Genomic DNA, 22557 nt, shown 5'->3' with positions numbered 1-22557 from the left:
ACATTTCCTCAAGTTGTTGTTATTTAATCAAAAAACACCAACGAATCAATCATTGGTAAAATGTAATAAAGCAACCAAAGGTTGTGCTGTCGGTTTACCGTATAAAGGGTCACCTTCTGTCGCACTGCCTGCGATGTCGATATGGGTATAACTCAGCGGTAAATCACTTTGCAAACCATGTAAATCTAACCCTGATGCTTTTAATAAAAAGGCAGCAGGATATTGATGACCACGTGCGGTAACAGATGAAGGTCCATTATTAGATGAGATCACATCGGCTGAGCCATTTTTATCTGCGACTTTATCGAAATCCTCAGGGCGTAAATAAGACACCTCAAAAGGTTCAGCCCATTGTTGACCAATCTGTTGCAGCTTTGCAGCAACGCCTTGCTGTTTGGCCACGGCATTTTCAACTAAGGCACTATAACCGCCGTAAGCGCGAACAACGTGCCCCGTTAATGTGGCCACCGAGAACAAGCTTGGGGCTGTAGATTGGCTTGCTTGAATACGTAGATGTGATAATAAGTCGGCCAGTACTAAGCGCCCTTCTGCATCGGTATTACCGATACGCACACGCACGCCAGCATGACTTGTTATAATTTCATCGGTAACAAACGCTTCGCTGCCAATGCTATTGCGCACCAAACCTAACTCTGCAATGACCTTAATCCCCTTAGGTTTAAGCAGTGATAATGTTTTCATTAACCCCGCAACCGCAGCTGCGCCACCTTTATCGCGGCTCATGCCTGCCATGCCGCCGGCTATTTTAATATCCGCCCCGCCGGTATCGTATACCACGCCTTTACCTGCAAATAACAAGGTTTTTGTTATCTGCCCCTCACCGGTATATGCCAGTTTCACCACCCGAGGATGATGCCTTGCAACATCAAAAGAACTGCGGCCAACCGCACTCAACAAAGGGTAATCTTTGAGTAAAGTGTTTTTGTCCTCAACAACGGCAACATCAAGACCACTGTCTTTAAAAGACTCAACACAGTAATCGGCAAAATGAATCGCACTCATGCGCTCTGGCTCAGTGCCACATAAATCACGCGCTAACACTCTGCCCGCTTCTAGGGCATTTAACACATCACTTTTGGGTAGACTGCTCATAACACCTATCGCATTAAAAGCCGGTGATAATGATTGGGCTTCGCGGGTTTCAAGGGGTTGCCATAACGCTTGTCCACATGCCAGCGCGGCGACTTCAGTTGCAAAACTGAACCGATGATCTTTTGATACAGCCACAATTAATAAAGGTTTTTTGGCCCCAGCATCTTTAGCAATCGTAATACCTTCTTTGGCGGCTTTAGCATAAATACGCACGTCGGCGTAGTCATCATCTCCGTTGACTGGCGCGATAATCAAGCGCCCACCAGCCAATCCTGGAGCAAATAATAAGGTGGCTTGTTTACCAACCCGATGATCAATTTGCTTGGCATGGTCGGCCAACAAAGTAATTTCTTGTTGGGCAACGTCATTAAGATTAGGGGTAACGACCACAACGGCATCAAAACCCTCTCCATCAAAAATCGCTTGATCGTTATTTACATCAATAACAGGTACCTGAAACATGATTTTTCCTTATTCTTGTTGTCACTATGGCGATGGAAGCGAGTAAACTTTTTTAAGATTACATCAGCTTTTAAAGTTAATTAATATTTACATAATAGCGTTTATACGTCGAAGAAAAACCCGCTGTGTCACAATGGCATTTAAACAGCCTATGGTAGAATAATGCCATATTTATTCAGATTGAGGACGTTCCGTGACCGCATTAAACCAATTATACCCACAACCTCTATGGCAATGGTTCGAACAAATTTGTGCTATTCCCCACCCATCTAAGCATGAACAAGCATTATCAAATCACATTCAGCAATGGGCAAAAGGTAAAGGTCTTAGCGTTGTTGAAGACAAAGTCGGTAATCTTATTATCCGCAAGCCTGCCACACCAGGCATGGAAAACCGCAAAATTGTTGTGCTTCAGGCACACATTGATATGGTGCCACAAAAGAATGCCGACAAAGTGCATGACTTTGAAAAAGATCCCATTGAAGCCTATGTTGATGGCGAATGGGTAAAAGCTAAAGGCACTACCTTAGGTTCAGATAATGGTATTGGTATGGCATCTGCTTTAGCTGTGCTTGCCAGCGATGACATTAAACACGGCCCACTAGAAGTGTTATTAACCATTGATGAAGAAGCCGGCATGACGGGCGCTTTTGGATTAGAAGCGGGTTATTTAGACGCAGAGATTTTGATCAACACCGACTCTGAACAGGAAGGTGAGATCTACATGGGTTGTGCTGGCGGTGTGGATGCGCAGATATCTGTGCCCTTGTCATGGCAAGCACCTGAATTAAGCAACCAATCATTTAAACTCACATTGTCGGGTATTAAAGGCGGCCACTCTGGGGTAAACATTCACCTTGGTCGTGGTAATGCGAATAAATTACTGGCGCGATTCTTATTTAAATATAGCGATGAATTAGCCCTAGAATTAGTCGATTTCACCGGTGGCTCACTGCGTAATGCCATCCCTCGTGAAGCCAGCATTAGCTTTATGTTACCTGCTGAAAATGTTGATGCCTTAAAACAAGCTATCAGCGACTTTCAAGCCGTAGTGCGTGCAGAGTTAGCGATTGCTGATCCAAGCATGCTACTGACCCTTGCATCAATTGACGCGCCAGCGAAAGTGATGGGTGAAGATGCGCAAAACTGTTTAATCGATTTCTTACATGCTTGCCCCAATGGCGTGATGCGCATGAGCGATGAAGTTGCAGGCGTTACAGAAACATCGTTAAATGTGGGCGTGATAAATACTGAACAGGAAAGCGTTGAAATATTATGCTTAATTCGTTCATTAATTGATTCGGGTCGTGATGAAGTGCAAGGCATGTTAAATGCGTTGGCTAATTTAGCGGGTGCCAGCATTGAGTTCAGTGGTGCTTACCCTGGCTGGAAGCCGGATAACAGCTCGCCGGTTATGGCGATTGTGCGCGACACCTATAACGACATTTACAAGAAAGACCCAACCATTATGGTGATCCATGCTGGTCTTGAATGTGGCTTATTTAAAGAACCCTACCCCACCATGGACATGGTATCGATTGGCCCAACCATTCGCTACCCACATAGTCCAGATGAAATGGTGAACATTGAAACCGTAGGCCAATACTGGCAATTATTGTTAGCAGTATTAGAGCGCATTCCTGAAAAAGCTTAAACCGCTGGTACCGCTAGCTCAGCTTTAATTTCAGCAGTTGAGTGAGCGGAATTTAAAACTGCAAATCGAGTTGGGTAACTGACTTAGTTTGCAGTTTTTTTTCATTCGACGCATTCATATCTGCCAAGCCAACACTGACCCCTAACAATCTTATGCCTCTACCATTACTGCGCGCTAATGCTTGTGCTAATAAGTCATAAAACAGATTAACTGACATTTCAGCACTGCGATGTTCTATGGTGGTTTGCTTAAAATCATTAAATTTAATCTTTACCACTTGCTTGTTAATCAGCCGGTCTTTGGCGCTGCGACTGACTCTGGCAGCTAACTCTTGGATTAATTGCGGCATGACCTGATGACATTGCGCGAGGGTAAAAATGTCTTTTGCGAGGGTGGTTTCTACCCCAACTGACTTTCTTACTCGATTACTGGTAATCGGCCTACAATCGATACCATTGGATCGTTCAATAAGTACTGCACCAAACTTTCCAAAAGCTTCAAGCAATTTATTTTTAGGATACTGCTGCACATCGGCACAGGTTTCTAGCCCTAATAACGACAGCTTTTGCGCCGTCACTTTACCCACTCCAGGAATTTTCTTTAAAGGCAAGGTACGGACAAATTCAGGAATTTCATCAGGGGTTATCACATACTGACCATTAGGTTTGTTTAAGTCGGATGCTATTTTGGCTAAAAACTTAATTGGCGCGACGCCCGCCGATGCCGTTAATCCTGTTTCAGATTCAATGTCTGCTCGAATAGCTTTAGCAATTAAAGTGGCACTACCGTGATGTAACTGGCAATCAGACACATCAAGAAATGCCTCATCTAAAGATAAAGGTTCAATCACATCACTATATCGATTAAATATCTCTCTTATCTGCTGCGATACCTCTTTATAAACCTGCATCCGGCCGGGCACTAATACCAAGTTAGGACACAGCTTTAATGCATGATAGCTAGACATTGCTGAGCGAACACCAAATTGACGAGCCGCATAATTGCAGGTACTGATCACTCCACGACGATCACTGCGTCCACCTACTGCAATGGGTTTATCACGCAATTCAGGAAAATCACGCATTTCAACAGCGGCAAAGTAACAATCCATGTCGATATGAATAATTTTACGCATAGTGTTATCAAAAATGATCAGGATGATTGATAATACTGTATATAAAAACAGTATTCAATATGAGGGCGGCTAACAAGTTATCAAATAACTCAAGGTAACGGATTTAATATTTAAGAAGAGTGAACCCATTGCATGTTATGCCTAAGTCTCTATGATGCTCAATCAACTTATTACAATGGACGTAAACCGATGCATGTGCCTGAAAAATGGAAAATGACAGCAACCAGCGATATTCAAAAATTTATTCAACAACATGGTTTTGCCATGATTGTTTCAAGCGATTTAGAAGCATCACATCTACCGCTATTGCTTGAGCCATCAACGACAGAATATGGCGTGTTGTATGGCCACTTTGCCAGAACAAACCCACACTGGAAAAACATCGTCGGCCGCTCGGTTCTGTGTGTTTTCAATGGTCCGCACGCGTATATTTCACCAACCTGGTATGACGCTTATCCGGCAGTGCCAACTTGGAACTACATTACTGTTCATGCCAAAGGGGTGCTTGAGCTAACCGATGATAAGACAACCTTAGCGATGCTCAATGCCACTATTGGTAAATATGAACCCAGTTTACTCGAGTCATCCTCAGGCACGAATGAGGGCTTTATTCCCCAAGCATTTCAAGACAAGCTCATCAAAGGAATTGTCGGGTTTAAAATTGTGATTAGCGAATTACAGGCAAAACAGAAACTAGGCCAACATCGCTCTTTAGCGGATCAACAAGGCGTGGCGACAGGGTTAGCAAAATCAGCAGATTTAGAGGCTCAACACTTACTGAGCTATATGCAAGCCAATAATATCGGTATCGGCTGATATTTTATAAAGTGACTGACATAAATAAAAAGCCCAATGTCTTGCGACATTGGGCTTTAAATTAAAATGTAGGGTTAAACCAATAAATTACATTTTAGTTTGTAGATAGTTTTGTAAACCAACACGTTCAATTAAACGTAATTGCTTTTCTAACCAGTACATGTGATCAGACTCAGTATCATCAAGTAAAACCTCTAAGATTTCACGGGTTTGGTAATCGCCTTTTTCTTCACATAGCTTAATAACTTTACGTAAATCGTCAGCAACTTTGTATTCGTACTGTAAGTCATTTTTCAGCATTTCTTGCACATCTTTACCGATGTTTAGCGCTTCACGGCTAGCAACATCTGGCGTGCCTTCTAAAAACAGAATGCGCTGCACTAATTTAGCAGCATGGACTTTCTCGTCGTCAGACTCATGAAGAATACGAGTATATAACTCATCAAATCCCCAATCTTCGTACATATGAGCATGGACAAAATATTGATCCATTGCTGATAGTTCGCCTGTTAATAAGCTGTTTAGTGCGTCAATGACTTCTGGATTGCCTTTCATAATCTTGTCCTATTCGTCTTAAATTTGTGATTGAAGCAGGTGCTTAATATGAGGTTGAGCAATCAATGCCTATATCTCAATCCAAACTATATACCCAGCTTCATCTCCACCTTTAAGTAGCTTTTAACGCTAATCGAGGTGACATAATATTGTGCTATTAATCTTTAATTTGTGATTGAAGATAGTTTTGGATGCCAGTCTGGCCGATAAGCTCTTGCTGAGACTCAATCCAATCTAAATGCTCTTCTTCATCTTCAAGCAAGTCTTCAAGTAAATCACGGGTTACGTAGTCTTGTTCTGTTTCACACAATTTGATCACGTCGCGGAGTACCGCAATTTGCTCTGTTACCGCTTCTTTATCGCAGCTCAACATTTCTTCAGCTTCTTCACCAATACGCAGCTTATCAAGTTGCTGTAAATTGGGTAGACCTTCAAGAAACAGTACACGCTCAATGAGTTTGTCAGCGTGCTTCATATCCTGAATCGATTTTTTGTATTCTTTTTCGTTTAGCTTCTCTAAACCCCAATGCTTAAACATACGCGCATGTAGGAAGTATTGGTTAATCGCTGTCAGTTCAAAGGTTAATACGCGATTTAACTGACTGATGACTTTTGGGTGACCTTTCATAATGATGTCCTTGATAGCAAAACTTGATCTGGATCAATATCGAACAGGATAGTGCAACACGCTACAAAATGCAAATTTTCCTTTAAATTCATATACATAGTATTGATAACCATTATCATTATAACTAAGATTTGTAACTTAGGTTAAATAGCGCTCATAAAAAAAGCCTTCAAAATGAAGGCTCTTTACAATGTATGCTCGCTAAAAACTAGCCAGTGATACGTTTATGCAACTCTTGCACCGAGTTTACATTGGTACGGTCATCTGCCGCATGTGCAAGACATGTAGCAAAAGCCGCATTCAATGTTGTGGTGTAATTCACTTTATAACGTAATGCACCGCGACGGATTTGACGTGAGTCTTCAATCGCCTGACGACCTTCAGTAGTGTTAACAATGTAGGTGTACTCATCGTTCTTGATACGGTCAAGAATATGTGGACGACCTTCATGAACTTTGTTCACCAAACGAGGGTTAATACCCGCTTCACCTAACACAACTGCGGTACCATGGGTTGCATCAATCTCGTAACCAAGCTCAATTAACTTAGCGGCAAGTGCAGCAACACGCTTTTTATCACTGTTACGAACAGATAATAAAGCACGCCCAGATTTAGGCACTTCAGACGTCGCACCTAACTGCGCTTTAGCATACGCTTCAGCGAAGGTTTCACCCACACCCATCACTTCACCTGTTGAACGCATTTCAGGCCCTAATAAAGGGTCAACGCCAGGGAATTTATTGAAAGGTAACACCACTTCTTTTACCGAGAAGAATGGCGGGATAACTTCTTTAGTGAAGTTTTGCGATTTTAAGCTTTGGCCAGCCATCACTCGTGCAGCAATTTTAGCTAACGGAACGCCAGTCGCTTTAGACACAAATGGAACAGTACGCGCTGCTCGTGGATTAACTTCAATCATATAGATTTCGTTATCTTTCACCGCAAACTGGACGTTCATTAAGCCAATAACACCTAACTCGAATGCTAACTTAGAGACTTGCTCACGCATTTGTGCCTGAATATCTGCGCTTAAGCTGTATGGAGGTAATGAGCAAGCAGAGTCACCAGAGTGAACGCCTGCTTGTTCAATGTGCTCCATAATCGCGCCAACAACCACGGTCTCGCCATCACATACTGCATCAATATCCACTTCAATCGCATCATCTAAGAAGTGATCAAGTAATACGGGTGATGCGTTAGAGACTTTAACGGCTTCTTTAAAGTAGCGCAGTAAATCTTGCTTGTCGTATACGATTTCCATCGCACGGCCACCTAATACATACGATGGACGAACCACTAGCGGGTAACCAATTTTTTCAGCTTCGATAACCGCACTTTCAACCGTTGTTACCGTTGCGTTTTCAGGCTGCTTCATACCAAGACGTTGAATCGCTTGCTGGAAGCGCTCACGGTCTTCTGCACGGTCAATCGCATCAGGACTAGTACCAATAATTGGCACACCGGCGGCTTCTAGTTCACGCGCAAGTTTAAGTGGCGTTTGGCCACCATATTGAACGATAACGCCCTTTGGCTTTTCGATACGAACAATTTCTAATACGTCTTCAAGAGTTACTGGTTCGAAATAGAGGCGATCTGAAGTATCGTAGTCGGTTGAAACCGTTTCTGGGTTACAGTTAACCATGATGGTTTCATAGCCGTCTTCACGCAAAGCTAACGCCGCATGAACACAACAGTAATCGAACTCAATACCTTGACCGATACGGTTAGGACCACCACCTAATACCATGATTTTTTCACGATTTGATGGGTTCGCTTCACACTCTTCTTCATACGTGGAGTACATGTAAGCGGTATCGGTTGAGAATTCCGCCGCACAGGTATCTACACGCTTATAAACAGGGTGAATTTCGTGACGTTGACGTAATTTACGAATTTCGCTTTCATTCACGCCAAGTACGTCAGCTAAACGCGCATCAGAGAAACCTTTACGCTTTAATTGGCGTAAAAAGTGTTGCTCTAAACCTGACATGCCTAACTCAGCCACTTTTGCTTCTTGGGCAATCAAATCTTCGATTTGAATCAAGAACCAGTGATCAATGTTAGTTAACGTGAAAATGTCATCACGGCTTAAACCTGCACGAAACGCATCAGCTATGTACCAAATACGGTCGCAACCTGGCTCTTTTAATTCATGACGGATTGTTTGCATGGCTTCAGGTGATTGTAAATCGACAATCGGGTCGAAACCACTACGGCCTACTTCAAGACCACGTAATGCTTTTTGCAATGACTCTTGGAAAGTACGGCCAATAGCCATCACTTCACCCACAGATTTCATTTGCGTTGTTAGACGGTCATTGGCACCGGCAAACTTTTCAAAGTTAAAGCGTGGAATTTTAGTCACAACGTAATCGATTGCAGGCTCAAACGATGCTGGTGTTTTACCACCAGTAATATCGTTACTTAGCTCATCAAGGGTAAAACCAACCGCTAACTTAGCGGCGATTTTAGCAATCGGGAAACCTGTCGCTTTTGAGGCTAGTGCAGATGAGCGCGACACACGCGGGTTCATCTCAATAATCACCATACGACCGGTTTTAGGACAAATACCAAACTGTACGTTTGAACCACCGGTTTCAACACCAATCTCGCGCAGTACTGCTAAAGAAGCATTACGCATTAATTGATATTCTTTATCGGTTAAGGTTTGCGCTGGAGCGACTGTGATTGAGTCACCAGTGTGAACACCCATTGGGTCGAAGTTTTCAATCGCACACACGATAATACAGTTATCGTTGCGGTCACGAACCACTTCCATCTCGTATTCTTTCCAACCAATTAATGATTCATCAATCAATAACTCGTTAGTTGGCGACAAATCTAAGCCTTGAGAACAAATCTCTTCAAACTCTTCTTTGTTGTATGCAATACCGCCACCGCTGCCACCCATGGTGAATGATGGACGAATAATACACGGGAAACCTACCATATCGAGAACGCCATAGGCTTCATCCATATTGTGGGCAATACCCGCACGTGGACAATCTAATCCGATAGATTTCATGGCTTTGTCAAAACGGCTACGGTCTTCTGCTTTATCAATCGCGTCAGCTGTTGCACCAATCATTTCAACGTTAAATTCTTTTAGTACGCCTTTCGCTTCAAGCTGAAGTGCGCAGTTCAGTGCCGTTTGTCCACCCATTGTAGGTAGAATGGCATCTGGACGCTCTTTAGCAATAATGTTGCGTACAACTTCCCAGTGAATTGGCTCGATATATGTCGCATCGGCCATTTCAGGGTCGGTCATAATTGTGGCTGGATTAGAGTTAACCAGGATCACACGGTAGCCTTCTTCACGAAGGGCTTTACAGGCTTGAGCACCTGAATAATCGAATTCACACGCCTGACCAATTACAATTGGACCGGCACCTAGGATAAGAATACTTTTTATATCGGTACGTTTTGGCATTGCTTCTCTCTTCTCCCAGATAACTACTTAGCGTGCTGACGATATTGTTCAATAAGCTCGATAAAATGTTCGAACAGTGGCGCGGCATCGGTTGGCCCTGGGCTAGCTTCAGGGTGTCCCTGGAAACTAAATGCAGGCTTGTCGGTTAAATGGATACCTTGTAAAGAGCCATCAAACAGCGACTTGTGTGTCACTTTGATATTGGCGGGTAATGTGGTTTCATCTGCAGCAAAACCATGGTTTTGACTGGTGATCATCACAGTACCTTTTTCGATATTGCTCACAGGGTGGTTTGCACCATGGTGACCAAATTTCATCTTTAAGGTTTTTGCACCTGAGGCGAGTGCGAGTAATTGGTGACCTAAACAGATACCAAATACTGGGATGTCTGTTTTTAGGATTTCTTGAATCGCGGTGATGGCATAATCACATGGCTCTGGATCGCCAGGACCATTTGATAAAAACACACCATCTGGGTTCATTGCTAAAACATCTGCAGCAGGCGTTTTAGCGGGTACAACGGTAACATCACAACCACGGTCAACTAACATACGTAAAATATTACGTTTTACGCCGTAGTCATAAGCAACAACTTTGTATTTTAATGCCGATTCTGGCGTGTCAGAGGGTAAACCACCGACTAACTTCCAGCTACCGTTACGCCATTGATAAGCTTTATCGGTAGTCACTTCTTTGGCTAAATCCATGCCTTTCAAGCCAGGGAATGCTTTTGCTTCCGCTAAGGCTTTTGCTTCGTCTAGATCACCCACCATAATACAACCGGCTTGGGCACCTTTTTCACGCAGGATACGGGTTAACTTTCGGGTATCGATATCCGCTATACCAACCACGTTATGCGCTTTTAAATAATCACTTAAAGATTGTTGGTTACGGAAGTTACTAGCAATTAACGGCAAATCGCGAATGATTAAACCACAAGCATGAACCGAATCCGATTCTGTGTCTTCATCATTAGTACCGGTATTACCGATATGCGGATAGGTTAAAGTTACTATTTGGCGTGAATATGATGGATCCGTTAATATCTCTTGGTATCCGGTCATTGAAGTGTTAAAAACCACCTCTCCAACTGAAATACCTGATGCACCAATTGCAGTGCCAGAAAATACGGTTCCATCTTCGAGTACGAGTAAGGCAGACTGTGTCAACGCGACCTCCAGAAAAGAGCCAAGCCATTGAAATTATTTTATTTTATTTTGCACTAAGATACCAATTTCCGCTGTTTTACGAAATTTTGACAAATTTCGGCGATTTTACAGGAATTCCCCAAAGTCGTCTATAGCGGTAAAACTGTTTTTCAAAAAAAACCACCATATCAATGGTGGTTTTTAATTTAATCATTTAGTCCAAGGACCTGCTGCATATCATACAGACCCGGATTTTGATCATATAGCCAATACGCTGCACGCATTGCACCATTTGCAAATGTCATACGACTAGATGCTTTATGGGTGATCTCTAATCGTTCACCAATATCGGCAAACATTGCAGTATGTTCACCCACTAAATCGCCAGCACGTATCGTCGCAAAGCCAATGGTTTCACGATCACGCTCGCCAGTGATCCCTTCGCGGCCGTAAACAGCACACTTTTCAAGATCTCTACCTAGCTTTTTAGCAATCACTTCACCCATTTTAAGTGCTGTACCTGAAGGCGCATCTTTCTTAAAACGGTGGTGGCCTTCAATGATTTCGATATCGGTGTAATCACCCATCACTTCAGCGGCAAGTTCTAGCAACTTCCACATCAAGTTAACGCCAACAGACATGTTAGGAGCAAATACCACAGGCGTTTGCTCTGCATATGCACCAATCAGCTCTTTTTGAGCGTGATTAAAGCCTGTTGTTCCTATGACCATGGCTTTACGATTACGCGCACACCAGTCAAGATGAATAATTGACGCTTCGGGCGAAGTAAAATCAATTAGCACATCAAAATCATTGATCACATTGTCTAATGAATCAGTGATGGCAACATCCATCGAGCCAACACCTGCTAACTCACCAGCATCAACACCAATTAAGGTGGAACCAGAACGCTCTATGGCTGCGCCAAGATGGATGACTTCCTGATGTTTAGCTGATTCAATTAACGTGCGACCCATACGGCCACTGGCACCCACAACGGCGACTCTCACTTTTGCTGTCATATGTCCTCCCAGTGAAAGTCTGCTAAGCATCTTACACTTGATAAATCGGCTATATACAAAAACGCCTAAGATGTCTTAGGCGTTAATTAACGATTAGATAATGTCTAACAATTCAACTTCAAACACTAATGCAGTGTAAGGAGGTATAGATGCACCTGCACCACGTTCGCCATAGGCTAAGTGATGTGGAACGAATAATTTAAGCTTGGTACCGACTGGCATTAATTGTAATGCTTCAGTCCAACCAGCAATAACACCAGAGACAGGGAACTCAGCAGGTTGACCGCGAGTCACAGAGCTGTCGAATACGTCACCGTTTAAGAAAGTACCGTGGTAGTGAGTACGTACTGTAGAATCAATTGTTGGCTTCTCGCCATCACCTTGAACAAGCACTTCATATTGAAGACCTGATTCAGTTACGATAACGCCATCACGTTTAGCGTTGTCAGCTAAAAATGCATCAGCTTCTGCAGTTGCATTTTCTGCAGCTGCTTCTTGTGCAGCTTGTAAACGACGGCTAATTTCAGTGAAAGCCGTTTGTAGGTCTTCCATAGACACTTGGCTTTCTTTACCTGAAAATGCATCTGCTAAACCAGCTTGAACAGCAGGGATATCAATTCCTTCAAAAGGGTTGGCGGCTAATTGCTCACCCATTTGACGACCTACACCATAACTTGCATGCTGCTCCATTGTGCTGAACACATCTGACATAATTTCTTTCTCTCATTTGAACAATTAAAAATTTCACGGAGTTTATCACATTTAAACCGCGCTTGCTGCGAAAATGCCGAATAATATGGCTATTTTCGGCCGTTGATTTTACATTCTGTCAAAGACTGTTTTCTAGCTTGAATATAAAGCGGCATAACTTGGTTTTGAGCCGCTTGTAAATCCTCAATGCGAGTGCTGTGTGATGGATGGGTAGACAGTAATTCAGGCCCCTGACTACCACCGGCTTTCGCCATATTCTGCCAAAGTGTGACACTCTCTTGTGGATTAAAGCCAGCTTTTGCCATTAACTCTAATCCAACAATATCAGCTTCACTTTCTTGATACCTGCCAAAGGGTAAAATAATACCGACTTGAGTGCCTAAGCCTAAACCTGCCATATATAAATCTTTATTGGCAACACCGCTAGCACCCAGTGCTGCATCAGCCACCTGCATGCCGATACCAGTAAGCTGCGAACGCGATACTTGCTCATTGCCATGTTGCGCTAATACGTGGGCAACTTCATGGCCCATTACCGTCGCCAGTTGGTCTTGGTTTACGGCCACGTTTAATAAACCGGTATACACCCCAATATGCCCACCGGGTAATGCAAAGGCGTTAACCTGTTCCGATTCAAATAACACCACTTCCCATTGCTGACTTTGATCTGGTAAAACCGCAGTGATCCGTTTAGCAATGCAGTTCACATAAGCGGTTTTGATTTTATCTTGGCTAATCTTTTGATCTTTTTTCATCGCGGCAAAAGATTGCGCGCCCATTTGTTGCATCTGCGCGTCAGAGAATAATAAAGTTTGGCTTCTACCCGTTGGTGATTTAGTGCTAACACAACCGAATAATAACGCGGTAATACAAAGCGATAATGCCAATTTATTCATTTTTCTATCCTTTTAAAAATACTCGTTGATCTGAGGTTTACTTTATCGAGACCGATTGCGTTTAGCAAAATCACTCATGGTCTTTTTATTTGCTGTACGGCGATTGGCTTGTTTGTCACGCGGTGGCCGCTTACTATCACGATTAATAGGCTTATCGGTAACCGGAAAATCAGCCAAAGTTTGCAGGGGTAAGGCGTGATCTGTTAAGTGCCTAATAGCCTCTAAACCAGCTAATTCAGCATGGCTGACTAATGATAGCGCGATGCCGCTTAAACCCGCTCGTGCTGTGCGACCAATACGATGTACATAAACAGTGGCTTGCGGTGGCAACTCGAAATTGACCACCACTGGCAAGGCTTCGATATGAATACCTCTGGCTAACACATCGGTTGCTATCAACACTGTCAGTTGTTGCTGCTGAAATTGAGCCAATGTTTGCGCTCGAAGTTGTTGCTCTTTGTCGCCGTGCATAGCGGCAGCATTGATCCCTGCTTTTAACAGTTTTTTGCATAGTGCATCAGCATCATCTTTGGCATTCACAAACACCAACACTTGAGACCATTGATGCGACTTAATCAGCTCAATAAGGACTTTAGCCTTACTACCTTTGTTTACATGATAAATGGTTTGCGCAATATCTTCGACTGGACGATTAACGGTACTTGCTTCTATCCGAGTAAATGGCTTAGATAAAATATTGCTGGCTAATTCCGCTAAGGTTTCTGGCATGGTGGCAGAAAATAACAGGGTTTGCCTTGGTGGCATTAACGCCAGTAAGGCATTTAAATCATTAATAAACCCCATATCCAGTAAACGATCCGCTTCATCTAACACCAAGGCCTGTAAATCTGCAAAATTAAGCACACCTTGTTGCACTAACGCTAATAATCTCCCCGGTGTGGCAACAATAATATTGACTGTTTTTGTTAGGCGCTCAACTTGTGCAGTGATTTCTTCACCGCCACAAATAACCTCAAGTGTAAGATTGATGGCCTGACTGAGTGGCATTAAGCTTTGACCCACTTGTGCGGCCAGCTCGCGTGTCGGCACAATAATGACCGCAGACAAACAGTGAGTATTCGTCGGTATATTTATGCGGTGCAATAAAGGCAAACCATATGCGTAGGTTTTACCACTACCAGTTTGTGCTAACGCCAATACATCCTTACCCGTTAAAACAGCGGGAATAGCTTGCTGTTGAATGGGACTTGCCACTGACACACTAGCTGGTAATGCATCGATTAAACCAGAATGAAGAGAAAATGAGGTCAATGTCATTGAATTGCGCCTAGTTACAAGGAAAAGAATTTTCCAACAATGGCCCGATTATATCATTCACTCAAACAAAAAAGGCTGCTTACTTAAGTAAACAGCCTTGCTTTTGATATTTCGTTTAACCTAGCTGATTGCCATTAGCTATTTAAATCTTGAAAGAATTTTTTCACGCCATCAAAAAAACCTTCTGCTTTTGGGCTATGTTTTTTTGATTCGCCAGTTAACGTGGCTTCAAATTCACGTAATAATTCTTTTTGCTTTTCATTTAGGTTAACCGGAGTTTCCATAACCACTTTACACAGAAGATCGCCGACTGCATGGCTACGTACTGACTTAACCCCTTTACCACGTAAGCGGAACATACGACCCGTTTGAGTCTCTGTTGGGATTTTAAGGCTGACTTTACCATCAAGTGTTGGCACTTCAATCTCGCCGCCTAAGGCTGCTTTACTGAAAGAAATTGGCACTTCACAATAAAGATTATTAGCATCACGGGTGAAAATACTGTGCTCACGTACACTAACCTGAACATATAAATCACCTGGAGGCGCACCAAATTCACCTGCTTCACCTTCTCCGGTTAAACGAATTCTGTCGCCGGTATCAACACCTGCTGGAATTTTAACCGACAAGGTTTTGCTCTTTTCAACTCGGCCTTCACCATGACACTTGTTACAAGGATCTTTGATGATTTTGCCGCGGCCATGACACGTTGGACAAGCCTGTTGAACAGCAAAAAAACCTTGACGCATCTGTACCTGGCCCTGGCCATGACAGGTGCCACAAGTGGTTGCTTGCGTGCCTTTTTTCGCGCCGCTGCCATCACAAAGATCACAAGCAGCGAGTGTTGGGATGCGTAATTCTTTGGTTAAACCGCGAACGGCTTCTTCAAGAGATAACTCTAAGTTGTAACGTAAATCACTGCCACGTGCTGCTTGACGCTGACCACCACGACGTCCACCGCCGAAGATATCACCGAAAACATCACCAAAAATATCACCGAAGTCGCCTTGTCCACCATGACCGCCGCCACGATTAGGATCGACACCCGCATGACCAAATTGATCATAAGCCGCTTTTTTATCGCTATCGGTTAAAATTTCGTAGGCTTCTTTAACTTCTTTAAAGCTCGCTTCTGCCGCTTTATCACCAGGATTGCGGTCAGGGTGAAATTTCATCGCTAAACGCTTGTAGGCTTTTTTAATTTCACGTTCACTGGCATCACGACCGACACCAAGAACTTCGTAAAAATCACGCTTTGACATAGTGTTTTGCTTCTCGAAGGTTTGCTTAAAATTGATTAAGTATGATTGTGCAAACGGGCGTTAGAGGTAAGCCTCAACGCCCGCTTTATACTAACTAGTTGCTTTCGCTATCAAAAGTAACTAATTATTTTTTGTCGTCTTTCACTTCTTCGAACTCAGCGTCAACAACATCGTCAGCAGGGTTAGCTTGCTTGCCAGCATCAGTTGCTTGCTCTGCGCCGCCTTGTGCTTTAGCTTGAGCAATTTCCATCAACTTAGCAGAAGCTTCGATTAATGCTTGTGTCGCTTTATCAATGGCTTCTTTGTCATTGCTTTTAACAGCAGCATCAACTTCAGCCATTGCAGCTTCGATTTTCTCTTTGTCTTCAGCGGGTAAATCATCACCAGCTTCAGTCACTTGTTTTTTAGTTGAGTGTACTAAACCATCTGCTTGGTTACGCGCTTGAACTAACTCTTCAAACTTGGCATCTTCATCCGCGTTAGCTTCTGCATCACGTACCATTTGCTCAACTTCTTCATCAGACAAACCAGAGTTAGCCTTGATGGTGATGTTTTGCGCTTTACCGGTTTTCTTGTCAGTAGCAGACACTTTTAAGATACCGTCAGCATCGATGTCAAAAGCAACTTCAATTTGTGGTTGACCACGTGGTGCTGGCTCAATGCCTTCTAGGTTAAATTGACCTAAAGATTTGTTGTAGCTAGCTTGCTTACGCTCACCTTGTAGCACGTGAATGGTCACCGCACTTTGGTTGTCATCAGCAGTAGAGAATGTTTGGCTCGCTTTAGTCGGGATAGTGGTGTTCTTCTCGATAAGCTTAGTCATTACGCTACCCATGGTTTCAATACCAAATGATAACGGTGTTACGTCAAGTAGAAGTACGTCTTTCACCTCACCAGAAAGAACACCAGCTTGAATCGCAGCACCTACGGCAACTGCTTCATCTGGGTTAACATCTTTACGTGGCTCTTTGCCGAAGAAGTTAGTTACCGCTTCTTGTACTTTAGGCATACGTGTTTGACCACCAACTAAGATAACTTCGTTGATGTCTGATACTGATAAATCGGCATCAGCTAAAGCGACTTTTAACGGCTCTAAAGAACGCTGGATTAAGTCTTCAACTAATGACTCTAACTTAGCACGAGTGATTTTAACCACTAAATGCTTAGGACCTGTTGCATCAGCTGTGATGTAAGGTAAGTTAACTTCAGTTGAGTTGGTGCTTGATAATTCAATTTTCGCTTTTTCAGCCGCTTCTTTTAGACGTTGCATTGCTAAAGGATCTTTACGTAGATCTAAGCCTTGGTCTTTTTTGAACTCGTCTGCTAAATAGTTAATTAAACGGTTATCAAAGTCTTCACCACCTAAGTGAGTGTCACCATTGGTTGCTAATACTTCAAATGTTTGGTCACCGTCATTGCTGTCGATTTCGATGATTGAAATGTCGAATGTACCACCACCTAAATCGTATACCGCAACAATGTTGTCGCCTTGTTTTTTATCAATACCATAAGCTAATGCCGCTGCTGTTGGTTCGTTGATAATACGCTTAACTTCAAGACCCGCGATACGGCCAGCATCTTTTGTTGCTTGACGTTGTGAGTCGTTAAAGTATGCAGGAACAGTAATTACCGCTTCGGTAACTTCTTCACCTAAAAAGTCTTCTGCGGTTTTTTTCATCTTTTTCAAGATTTCAGCAGAAACCTGTGGTGGAGCCATTTTGTTACCACGTTGCTCTACCCATGCATCGCCATTATCTGCAGCGATAATTTTGAAAGGCATGATGTCGACGTCGCGCTGAACTTCGTCATCTTTAAAACGACGACCAATCAAACGCTTGATTGCGAAGAAAGTATTAGCAGGGTTTGTCACTGCTTGGCGTTTTGCAGGCTGGCCTACAATTGTTTCATCATCGGTATAAGCAACAATAGAAGGGGTTGTACGATCACCCTCTGCGTTTTCAATCACGCGTGCTTTACCGCCATCAAGGACAGCCACACATGAATTTGTTGTGCCTAAGTCGATACCAATAATTTTGCCCATGAGGTCCTCCGAAAATTGACGATATTCGTCATAAATTTGTTGTCTGATATTGATATGGGGGGCACTGAGATGATTTCAAGCATTTTTTTACTTTAAAATCTTGGCTTTTTTACCGCCCAAATCCTTCTTACCAATGTATATAGGGGCGCGAATTTCATTTACAAGGGGCAAACTTAAAAATTTATGCTGTTTTCCTAATATGAGTTATGGAAAAATACAAATTGGATATTGCATGCAATTTTCCGAGATGATATTTGCCGCTTTCAGCAGTGCAGTATTGTTACTATTAATCTTTGAGGATGTCATCGTGAACTCAACCCAAATAGCCTACCTATATGGTTTAGGTGCCGTGTTATTATGGTCTACGGTAGCCGCAGCATTTAAAGTTGCGCTGGATTACTTTACTCCCTTACAACTTGTTTTAGTGGCCGTGCTAACGTCTATCGCAACACTGAGTATTATCTTGTTGATGGAAGGTAAGCTCAATTTAGTGAGTCGCCAGTTTTTACAGCGCCCGACATTTTATCTCATCAGCGGGATGTTAAACCCATTTCTTTACTATTATGTTCTTTTTGCTGCTTATGATTTATTACCCGCACAACAAGCTCTGTCTTTGAATTACACTTGGGCGATTTTATTACCTATATTGTCAGTTCCCTTTTTAGGGCACTCGCTGAGTAAAACCGACATGATTGCTGCGATGATTGCTTATGTTGGAGTGTTCATTATTGCGACAGGCGGCAATTTCACCACCATGAGTTTTGAGAGTCCAATAGGCATTTTACTTGCCTTGTTGAGTACTGTTTTGTGGTGTCTATATTGGATTTTCAACACGAAAGATAATGGTAATGCCATTGTCAGCTTACTGCTTAGTTTTACGCTAGGATTGCCGTTTATTGTTATTACGCTTTTATTAACAGATAAACTACCGACATTAACTGCAGAAGCCCTATTTGCGGGTATGTATGTTGGACTGTTTGAAATGGGCGTGACATTTGTATTGTGGTTAATCGCATTAAAAAAGACTGATAAAGCAGCGAACATGAGCACCATGGTTTTTTTGACACCGGTGTTATCTGTTGGTTTTATCACCTGGATATTAAAAGAAAATATTGCAGCAGCAACCTATCTTGGTCTTGGATTTATCTTGTCGGCCCTTGCTCTGCAAAAACTGCTTCCTCGTTTTGTGTGTAGACCCGGATCACAATTAACATAATCACCACAAAAAAGTTGAAAAAATAATCAGTTGTCACTATAACTATCAATACACATACCTTTATCTACCTTTAGCATCAATCAATTGTCTCGACATATAAACAAGTAAGCAGTAATGGAGAGGTGACGGCAATGGGATTGCCTAGATGGAACTTATCAAATAAAGCCGAACGTATTTTTCGAATCACAGTGCTGACAATTGTCGGGCTGATTTTGATTTATGAAAAAATCTATGGGTCAAGCTCTACCCAATACGCAGCCATGTATTTGTGTGTATTTTCTTTAGTCGGCACATTCTTATCGAATGCCGTCCAAAAGCGCTACTTTACTTCTGTCATGGAATACGCCCAAGTATTCAGACTTGTCGCATTACTGATGATGCTTTGCTTTTTAATCATTTGGATTTACATCACCTTAGAGAGTACATCTCAGGCAGCATTGGTTGCAGGAATCGTCTAAAACTCCTGTACTTCAGATAACAAAACCCACAAAAATTAATGCCCTACTTGAAAAGTAAGGCATTTTGACAGTCGTGTACAACTGAACTGCAGTGAGATAACGTTAGTTGTGATTACTTCAATGAAGGCACTTTATTTTGCAGTAATTGCTGCTGCATGCTGCGCCAACCGCTCGAAATAGTAGAAAGGTGTTCACGACGTTCAGGAAATTGGTTAGCAAGATTGTTCATTGTCATAATTTGTAATTCGCACAATTCATTCCAACGCTTAGCATTTGATATCGACATAACATTATCCTTAATGAGATTAAAATCCATTTACAACGCCTGATCAAGGTCAACCGTGTTTGATTGAGTCACAACAATAAAAACATAAAACCTGATGTAATAAAAATGTAACACAGCTTTTATGTTTGCGCCAATGAGTGATATTAATATTTTTGCTACAAGCCACTTTTTTAGTAAAAAAAGATTGCACCAAGGATAATCAAGCGTATCTTAAATATAAGAATAACAAAGCTTAAAGGACGCTTTACATGACAGAAACTGTATTCAAAATTTTATTTATCGCGGTGTTATTTTTTCTTGCTTACAAACTAATTTTTTCTGGTAAACGTGGGCTAACCCTATTTGAAATGCATTTCAAACAGGGGCGTTTAAATAAGCACAAAGGTAAAATTCCGGAAAAATTTGAGAGAGAATGTCGCGCCTTTGCCAAAGAACATAAACTGACATGTACTGTTCGCGCAGAAAAAAATAATCAGGTTAGGTTGCATGTCTCTGCTAATGTAGGTGATAACTTAACTCAACAAATCAGAAATATATTCCCCTTTGAATATTATGATCAAAAGCACATCGACAATTCAAAGCTAAAAGGATAATGCTATTTACGCTTTCAAAGTAAGCCTTGAGCTTTTACTGGCTAGTTATCAAAAGATAACCTGAGCTTGATATCATTTTCAATTTCAGGTTATTTTCTTTGAATCACGAGTGTGACCTCAGCCACTTTGATGCCAAATTTGTTGATATCGCTTTTATTAATAATGGTTTTGTTATCAACTAAAAACATCCAATCATCAAACTCAACCTCATACTCGCTGCCATCAACCAGTAATTTCATATCATAGCGCCAACGAAGAGCACTACCGTTAGCCTCACCTTTAGCGATGCCTAATATGTCATCAGCACGCCCCTCAAACTGACCATTACCTAAATCAGTGAGATACCATATGCGCGTTTGCTTTTCGCCATCATCATAAATAAACCATTCTTTTAACTCACCTTTATTACCTTGCCAGCTACCTGTCATGGTCACGGTAAACTTGCGAGTTACCTTACCAGAGTAATCTTGCACTATGCCAGAAGCGGTTAATTCACCATCAAAAAATGCGGCTAAATTCAATGTAGGGTTGCTATTAGTATAATCTTCGATGGATGCCGATGAGCAAGAGAATAAGCTAATGCAAGCCGCAATCACTGCGAGTTTTTTTAGCCACTTAACATGCCATAAACGAGAAGCAGAATATCGAGTAGCTGATGAAGCTGATTTTAACAAAATCCTCATTATTTATTTGCTCCAATTAACTGTTGACGTAGCTTAGGATGCGTTGTTTTTTCTGACAACCAAATCCCGATAAATGCTTCACTAAAACGTTGGTCTGCTAGTTGATAAAATGGTTTATCGTTAAATAAAAACTCAGCTTGTTGATCATTGTGAATGATAAAACTTAAGCGATCATTTTGTTTCACATCCGGCCAGGCTGAGATTAAGTGCGATTTAATTTGGTTAATTTCGGCAGCAGCAATACCATTTTTTTGCCATTGCTCAATGGTGGCATCGATAAGCTCTTGCGCTGAAATATCACGGTGATATTCAATATCTAGCATTAATGGAAAGCGCTGTGGTTGATAAACACCATCCAAGGAGTATAACTTTGCCAGATACACATCAAACCAAAGCACATCCATATCGGCCTCGCCGACTTGGATAAGTTTCAAAGGCATATCATGGGGCACTGAAGAACCTAACGACTGTTGATTTACAGCAGTCTGCGGCTCAAATGGATCTTGGTTGAGCTGCTTCTCATCAATTGAACTTTGATATTGTGCCAATACAACCCGAGGAACTACTAATAATGTGAGTAATATTATCTGCCCTAGTCGCCATTTAGTTTCAATGTGCATTTCATTGCTCCGCTAACTTAAACATGATTGGCTATCGTTAATGATGACTTCAATCGTGCTGCTATAGTCATTGATACGGGAAATAACACACACCAGATCACAACAAGAATACAGGTTGAATAAACGGTGCCAAACGGAAGTACCACAGCGCCAAAATTAGCACCAGCCAGATAGCTTAAGCTTCCCGATATACCGCCGAGTATCACCTGTAAAGGTAGATGTAATTTATGTGCAAAAGCCAGACTAGAGTTCAAGGTCAGTGCAAAAAAAATCCATAATAATGCCAGCCACCAAGGTGAGATAGAAAACTCAAACACGCCAAAGTAAATCAGACAGATATCAACAAAAATACCCAATGAACTCACGGCTAGCACAACCCAAAAATCCCTTTTTCTGTTTTTTGATACCACAAAATGAAGTAAGACTAATAATATCGAAATGATAATAAATTGGTTTTGGTACAACACCCCAAGCCACCAAATACATTGGAAACTGAGGGCGTTAAACACGACAGACAAGGTCGAGGGGGATAAGGTAGACTTCATCTCCC

21 protein-coding genes are annotated in these 22557 nt (G+C 42.2%); 5 read left to right on the top strand and 16 right to left on the bottom strand.

Features of this window, described 5'->3' with window-relative positions; translation table 11 throughout:
* Positions 1–45: 45 nt before the first annotated feature.
* Positions 46–1575 (bottom strand): M17 family metallopeptidase, encoded by a 1530-nt coding sequence (locus NE535_RS04475; protein ID WP_261297480.1) that lies wholly within the window; start codon positions 1573–1575, stop codon positions 46–48.
* 193 nt (positions 1576–1768) lie between these two features.
* On the opposite strand from NE535_RS04475, the gene NE535_RS04470 reads away from it, so the two are divergent.
* Positions 1769–3229, top strand: a complete 1461-nt coding sequence (locus NE535_RS04470) for an aminoacyl-histidine dipeptidase (protein ID WP_261297479.1) — start codon at positions 1769–1771, stop codon at positions 3227–3229.
* A gap of 52 nt (positions 3230–3281) precedes the next feature.
* Here NE535_RS04470 and dinB read toward each other — a convergent pair whose 3' ends face one another.
* On the bottom strand, positions 3282–4364 hold the full coding sequence (dinB, locus tag NE535_RS04465) for a DNA polymerase IV (protein ID WP_261297478.1): 1083 nt from the start codon (positions 4362–4364) through the stop codon (positions 3282–3284).
* Between the two features lie 132 nt (positions 4365–4496).
* Between dinB and NE535_RS04460 the strand changes: the two genes are divergently transcribed.
* Positions 4497–5180: an FMN-binding negative transcriptional regulator gene (locus NE535_RS04460; RefSeq protein WP_261297477.1), complete on the top strand. Its 684-nt coding sequence runs from the start codon at positions 4497–4499 to the stop codon at positions 5178–5180.
* An 87-nt stretch (positions 5181–5267) separates the two neighbouring features.
* Here the strand turns inward: NE535_RS04460 and bfr (NE535_RS04455) are convergent, their stop codons facing one another.
* From bfr (NE535_RS04455) to dnaK, 10 genes are all read right to left on the bottom strand, one after another.
* Positions 5268–5735: a bacterioferritin gene (bfr, locus tag NE535_RS04455; protein WP_261297476.1), complete on the bottom strand. Its 468-nt coding sequence runs from the start codon at positions 5733–5735 to the stop codon at positions 5268–5270.
* A 157-nt stretch (positions 5736–5892) separates the two neighbouring features.
* Entirely contained in the window at positions 5893–6363 is a 471-nt protein-coding gene (gene bfr / locus NE535_RS04450) for a bacterioferritin (protein ID WP_261297475.1), read from the bottom strand.
* Between the two features lie 208 nt (positions 6364–6571).
* On the bottom strand, positions 6572–9793 hold the full coding sequence (carB, locus tag NE535_RS04445; protein ID WP_261297474.1) for a carbamoyl-phosphate synthase large subunit: 3222 nt from the start codon (positions 9791–9793) through the stop codon (positions 6572–6574).
* Positions 9794–9816: 23 nt separating this feature from the next.
* Entirely contained in the window at positions 9817–10974 is a 1158-nt protein-coding gene (gene carA, locus NE535_RS04440; protein ID WP_261297616.1) for a glutamine-hydrolyzing carbamoyl-phosphate synthase small subunit, read from the bottom strand.
* A 173-nt stretch (positions 10975–11147) separates the two neighbouring features.
* A complete protein-coding gene (gene dapB / locus NE535_RS04435) occupies positions 11148–11963 on the bottom strand; it encodes a 4-hydroxy-tetrahydrodipicolinate reductase (protein WP_261297473.1) in 816 nt (271 codons plus the stop codon).
* 93 nt (positions 11964–12056) lie between these two features.
* Entirely contained in the window at positions 12057–12674 is a 618-nt protein-coding gene (bamJ, locus tag NE535_RS04430) for a BamJ family beta-barrel-assembly machinery protein (protein ID WP_261297472.1), read from the bottom strand.
* An 89-nt stretch (positions 12675–12763) separates the two neighbouring features.
* Positions 12764–13570 (bottom strand): M48 family metallopeptidase, encoded by an 807-nt coding sequence (locus NE535_RS04425; protein ID WP_261297471.1) that lies wholly within the window; start codon positions 13568–13570, stop codon positions 12764–12766.
* Positions 13571–13612: 42 nt separating this feature from the next.
* Complete coding sequence (locus NE535_RS04420; protein WP_261297470.1) at positions 13613–14848, bottom strand: DEAD/DEAH box helicase; 1236 nt, start codon at positions 14846–14848, stop codon at positions 13613–13615.
* Positions 14849–14982: 134 nt separating this feature from the next.
* Positions 14983–16110 carry a molecular chaperone DnaJ gene (gene dnaJ, locus NE535_RS04415; RefSeq protein WP_261297469.1) on the bottom strand — a complete coding sequence of 376 codons (1128 nt, stop codon included), beginning with the start codon at positions 16108–16110 and terminating at the stop codon, positions 14983–14985.
* A 124-nt stretch (positions 16111–16234) separates the two neighbouring features.
* A complete protein-coding gene (gene dnaK / locus NE535_RS04410; RefSeq protein ID WP_261297468.1) occupies positions 16235–18151 on the bottom strand; it encodes a molecular chaperone DnaK in 1917 nt (638 codons plus the stop codon).
* Positions 18152–18458: 307 nt separating this feature from the next.
* On the opposite strand from dnaK, the gene NE535_RS04405 reads away from it, so the two are divergent.
* Both NE535_RS04405 and NE535_RS04400 read left to right on the top strand, forming a co-directional pair.
* A complete protein-coding gene (locus tag NE535_RS04405; protein WP_261297615.1) occupies positions 18459–19367 on the top strand; it encodes a DMT family transporter in 909 nt (302 codons plus the stop codon).
* Positions 19368–19498: 131 nt separating this feature from the next.
* Complete coding sequence (locus NE535_RS04400) at positions 19499–19825, top strand: hypothetical protein (RefSeq protein WP_261297467.1); 327 nt, start codon at positions 19499–19501, stop codon at positions 19823–19825.
* A 112-nt stretch (positions 19826–19937) separates the two neighbouring features.
* Here NE535_RS04400 and NE535_RS04395 read toward each other — a convergent pair whose 3' ends face one another.
* A complete protein-coding gene (locus NE535_RS04395; RefSeq protein ID WP_261297466.1) occupies positions 19938–20111 on the bottom strand; it encodes a hypothetical protein in 174 nt (57 codons plus the stop codon).
* A 248-nt stretch (positions 20112–20359) separates the two neighbouring features.
* On the opposite strand from NE535_RS04395, the gene NE535_RS04390 reads away from it, so the two are divergent.
* Positions 20360–20704, top strand: coding sequence for a DUF3634 family protein (locus NE535_RS04390; RefSeq protein ID WP_261297465.1), 345 nt, complete (start codon positions 20360–20362; stop codon positions 20702–20704).
* Positions 20705–20793: 89 nt separating this feature from the next.
* Here NE535_RS04390 and NE535_RS04385 read toward each other — a convergent pair whose 3' ends face one another.
* Genes NE535_RS04385 through NE535_RS04375 form a run of 3 tightly spaced genes read right to left on the bottom strand, consistent with a single transcriptional unit; the run spans position 20794 to position 22552 of the window.
* Positions 20794–21387 carry a DUF3833 domain-containing protein gene (locus NE535_RS04385; protein WP_261297464.1) on the bottom strand — a complete coding sequence of 198 codons (594 nt, stop codon included), beginning with the start codon at positions 21385–21387 and terminating at the stop codon, positions 20794–20796.
* Complete coding sequence (locus tag NE535_RS04380) at positions 21387–22007, bottom strand: chalcone isomerase family protein (RefSeq protein WP_261297463.1); 621 nt, start codon at positions 22005–22007, stop codon at positions 21387–21389. The genes NE535_RS04385 and NE535_RS04380 overlap by 1 nt, the downstream gene beginning before the upstream one ends.
* A 17-nt stretch (positions 22008–22024) precedes the next feature.
* A complete protein-coding gene (locus NE535_RS04375) occupies positions 22025–22552 on the bottom strand; it encodes a DUF2878 domain-containing protein (protein ID WP_261297462.1) in 528 nt (175 codons plus the stop codon).
* Positions 22553–22557: the final 5 nt, after the last annotated feature.

It is taken from the genome of Shewanella holmiensis (assembly GCF_025370255.1).
Classification (GTDB): domain Bacteria; phylum Pseudomonadota; class Gammaproteobacteria; order Enterobacterales; family Shewanellaceae; genus Shewanella; species Shewanella holmiensis.
Note: the sequence above shows the minus strand (reverse complement) of the source record. Positions and strands in the feature narration are given on the sequence as shown.

What these genes read in the sequence shown, in the direction of transcription:
- NE535_RS04475 (WP_261297480.1), bottom strand. Translation starts at nt 1,575, where the DNA reads ATGTTTCAGGTACCTGTTATTGATGTAAATAACGATCAAGCGATTTTT.
- dinB (WP_261297478.1), bottom strand. Translation starts at nt 4,364, where the DNA reads ATGCGTAAAATTATTCATATCGACATGGATTGTTACTTTGCCGCTGTT.
- NE535_RS04460 (WP_261297477.1), top strand. Translation starts at nt 4,497, where the DNA reads ATGTTATGCCTAAGTCTCTATGATGCTCAATCAACTTATTACAATGGA.
- bfr (WP_261297476.1), bottom strand. Translation starts at nt 5,735, where the DNA reads ATGAAAGGCAATCCAGAAGTCATTGACGCACTAAACAGCTTATTAACA.
- bfr (WP_261297475.1), bottom strand. Translation starts at nt 6,363, where the DNA reads ATGAAAGGTCACCCAAAAGTCATCAGTCAGTTAAATCGCGTATTAACC.
- carB (WP_261297474.1), bottom strand. Translation starts at nt 9,793, where the DNA reads ATGCCAAAACGTACCGATATAAAAAGTATTCTTATCCTAGGTGCCGGT.
- dapB (WP_261297473.1), bottom strand. Translation starts at nt 11,963, where the DNA reads ATGACAGCAAAAGTGAGAGTCGCCGTTGTGGGTGCCAGTGGCCGTATG.
- bamJ (WP_261297472.1), bottom strand. Translation starts at nt 12,674, where the DNA reads ATGTCAGATGTGTTCAGCACAATGGAGCAGCATGCAAGTTATGGTGTA.
- NE535_RS04425 (WP_261297471.1), bottom strand. Translation starts at nt 13,570, where the DNA reads ATGAATAAATTGGCATTATCGCTTTGTATTACCGCGTTATTATTCGGT.
- NE535_RS04420 (WP_261297470.1), bottom strand. Translation starts at nt 14,848, where the DNA reads ATGACATTGACCTCATTTTCTCTTCATTCTGGTTTAATCGATGCATTA.
- dnaJ (WP_261297469.1), bottom strand. Translation starts at nt 16,110, where the DNA reads ATGTCAAAGCGTGATTTTTACGAAGTTCTTGGTGTCGGTCGTGATGCC.
- dnaK (WP_261297468.1), bottom strand. Translation starts at nt 18,151, where the DNA reads ATGGGCAAAATTATTGGTATCGACTTAGGCACAACAAATTCATGTGTG.
- NE535_RS04400 (WP_261297467.1), top strand. Translation starts at nt 19,499, where the DNA reads ATGGGATTGCCTAGATGGAACTTATCAAATAAAGCCGAACGTATTTTT.
- NE535_RS04395 (WP_261297466.1), bottom strand. Translation starts at nt 20,111, where the DNA reads ATGTCGATATCAAATGCTAAGCGTTGGAATGAATTGTGCGAATTACAA.
- NE535_RS04390 (WP_261297465.1), top strand. Translation starts at nt 20,360, where the DNA reads ATGACAGAAACTGTATTCAAAATTTTATTTATCGCGGTGTTATTTTTT.
- NE535_RS04385 (WP_261297464.1), bottom strand. Translation starts at nt 21,387, where the DNA reads ATGAGGATTTTGTTAAAATCAGCTTCATCAGCTACTCGATATTCTGCT.
- NE535_RS04380 (WP_261297463.1), bottom strand. Translation starts at nt 22,007, where the DNA reads ATGCACATTGAAACTAAATGGCGACTAGGGCAGATAATATTACTCACA.
- NE535_RS04375 (WP_261297462.1), bottom strand. Translation starts at nt 22,552, where the DNA reads ATGAAGTCTACCTTATCCCCCTCGACCTTGTCTGTCGTGTTTAACGCC.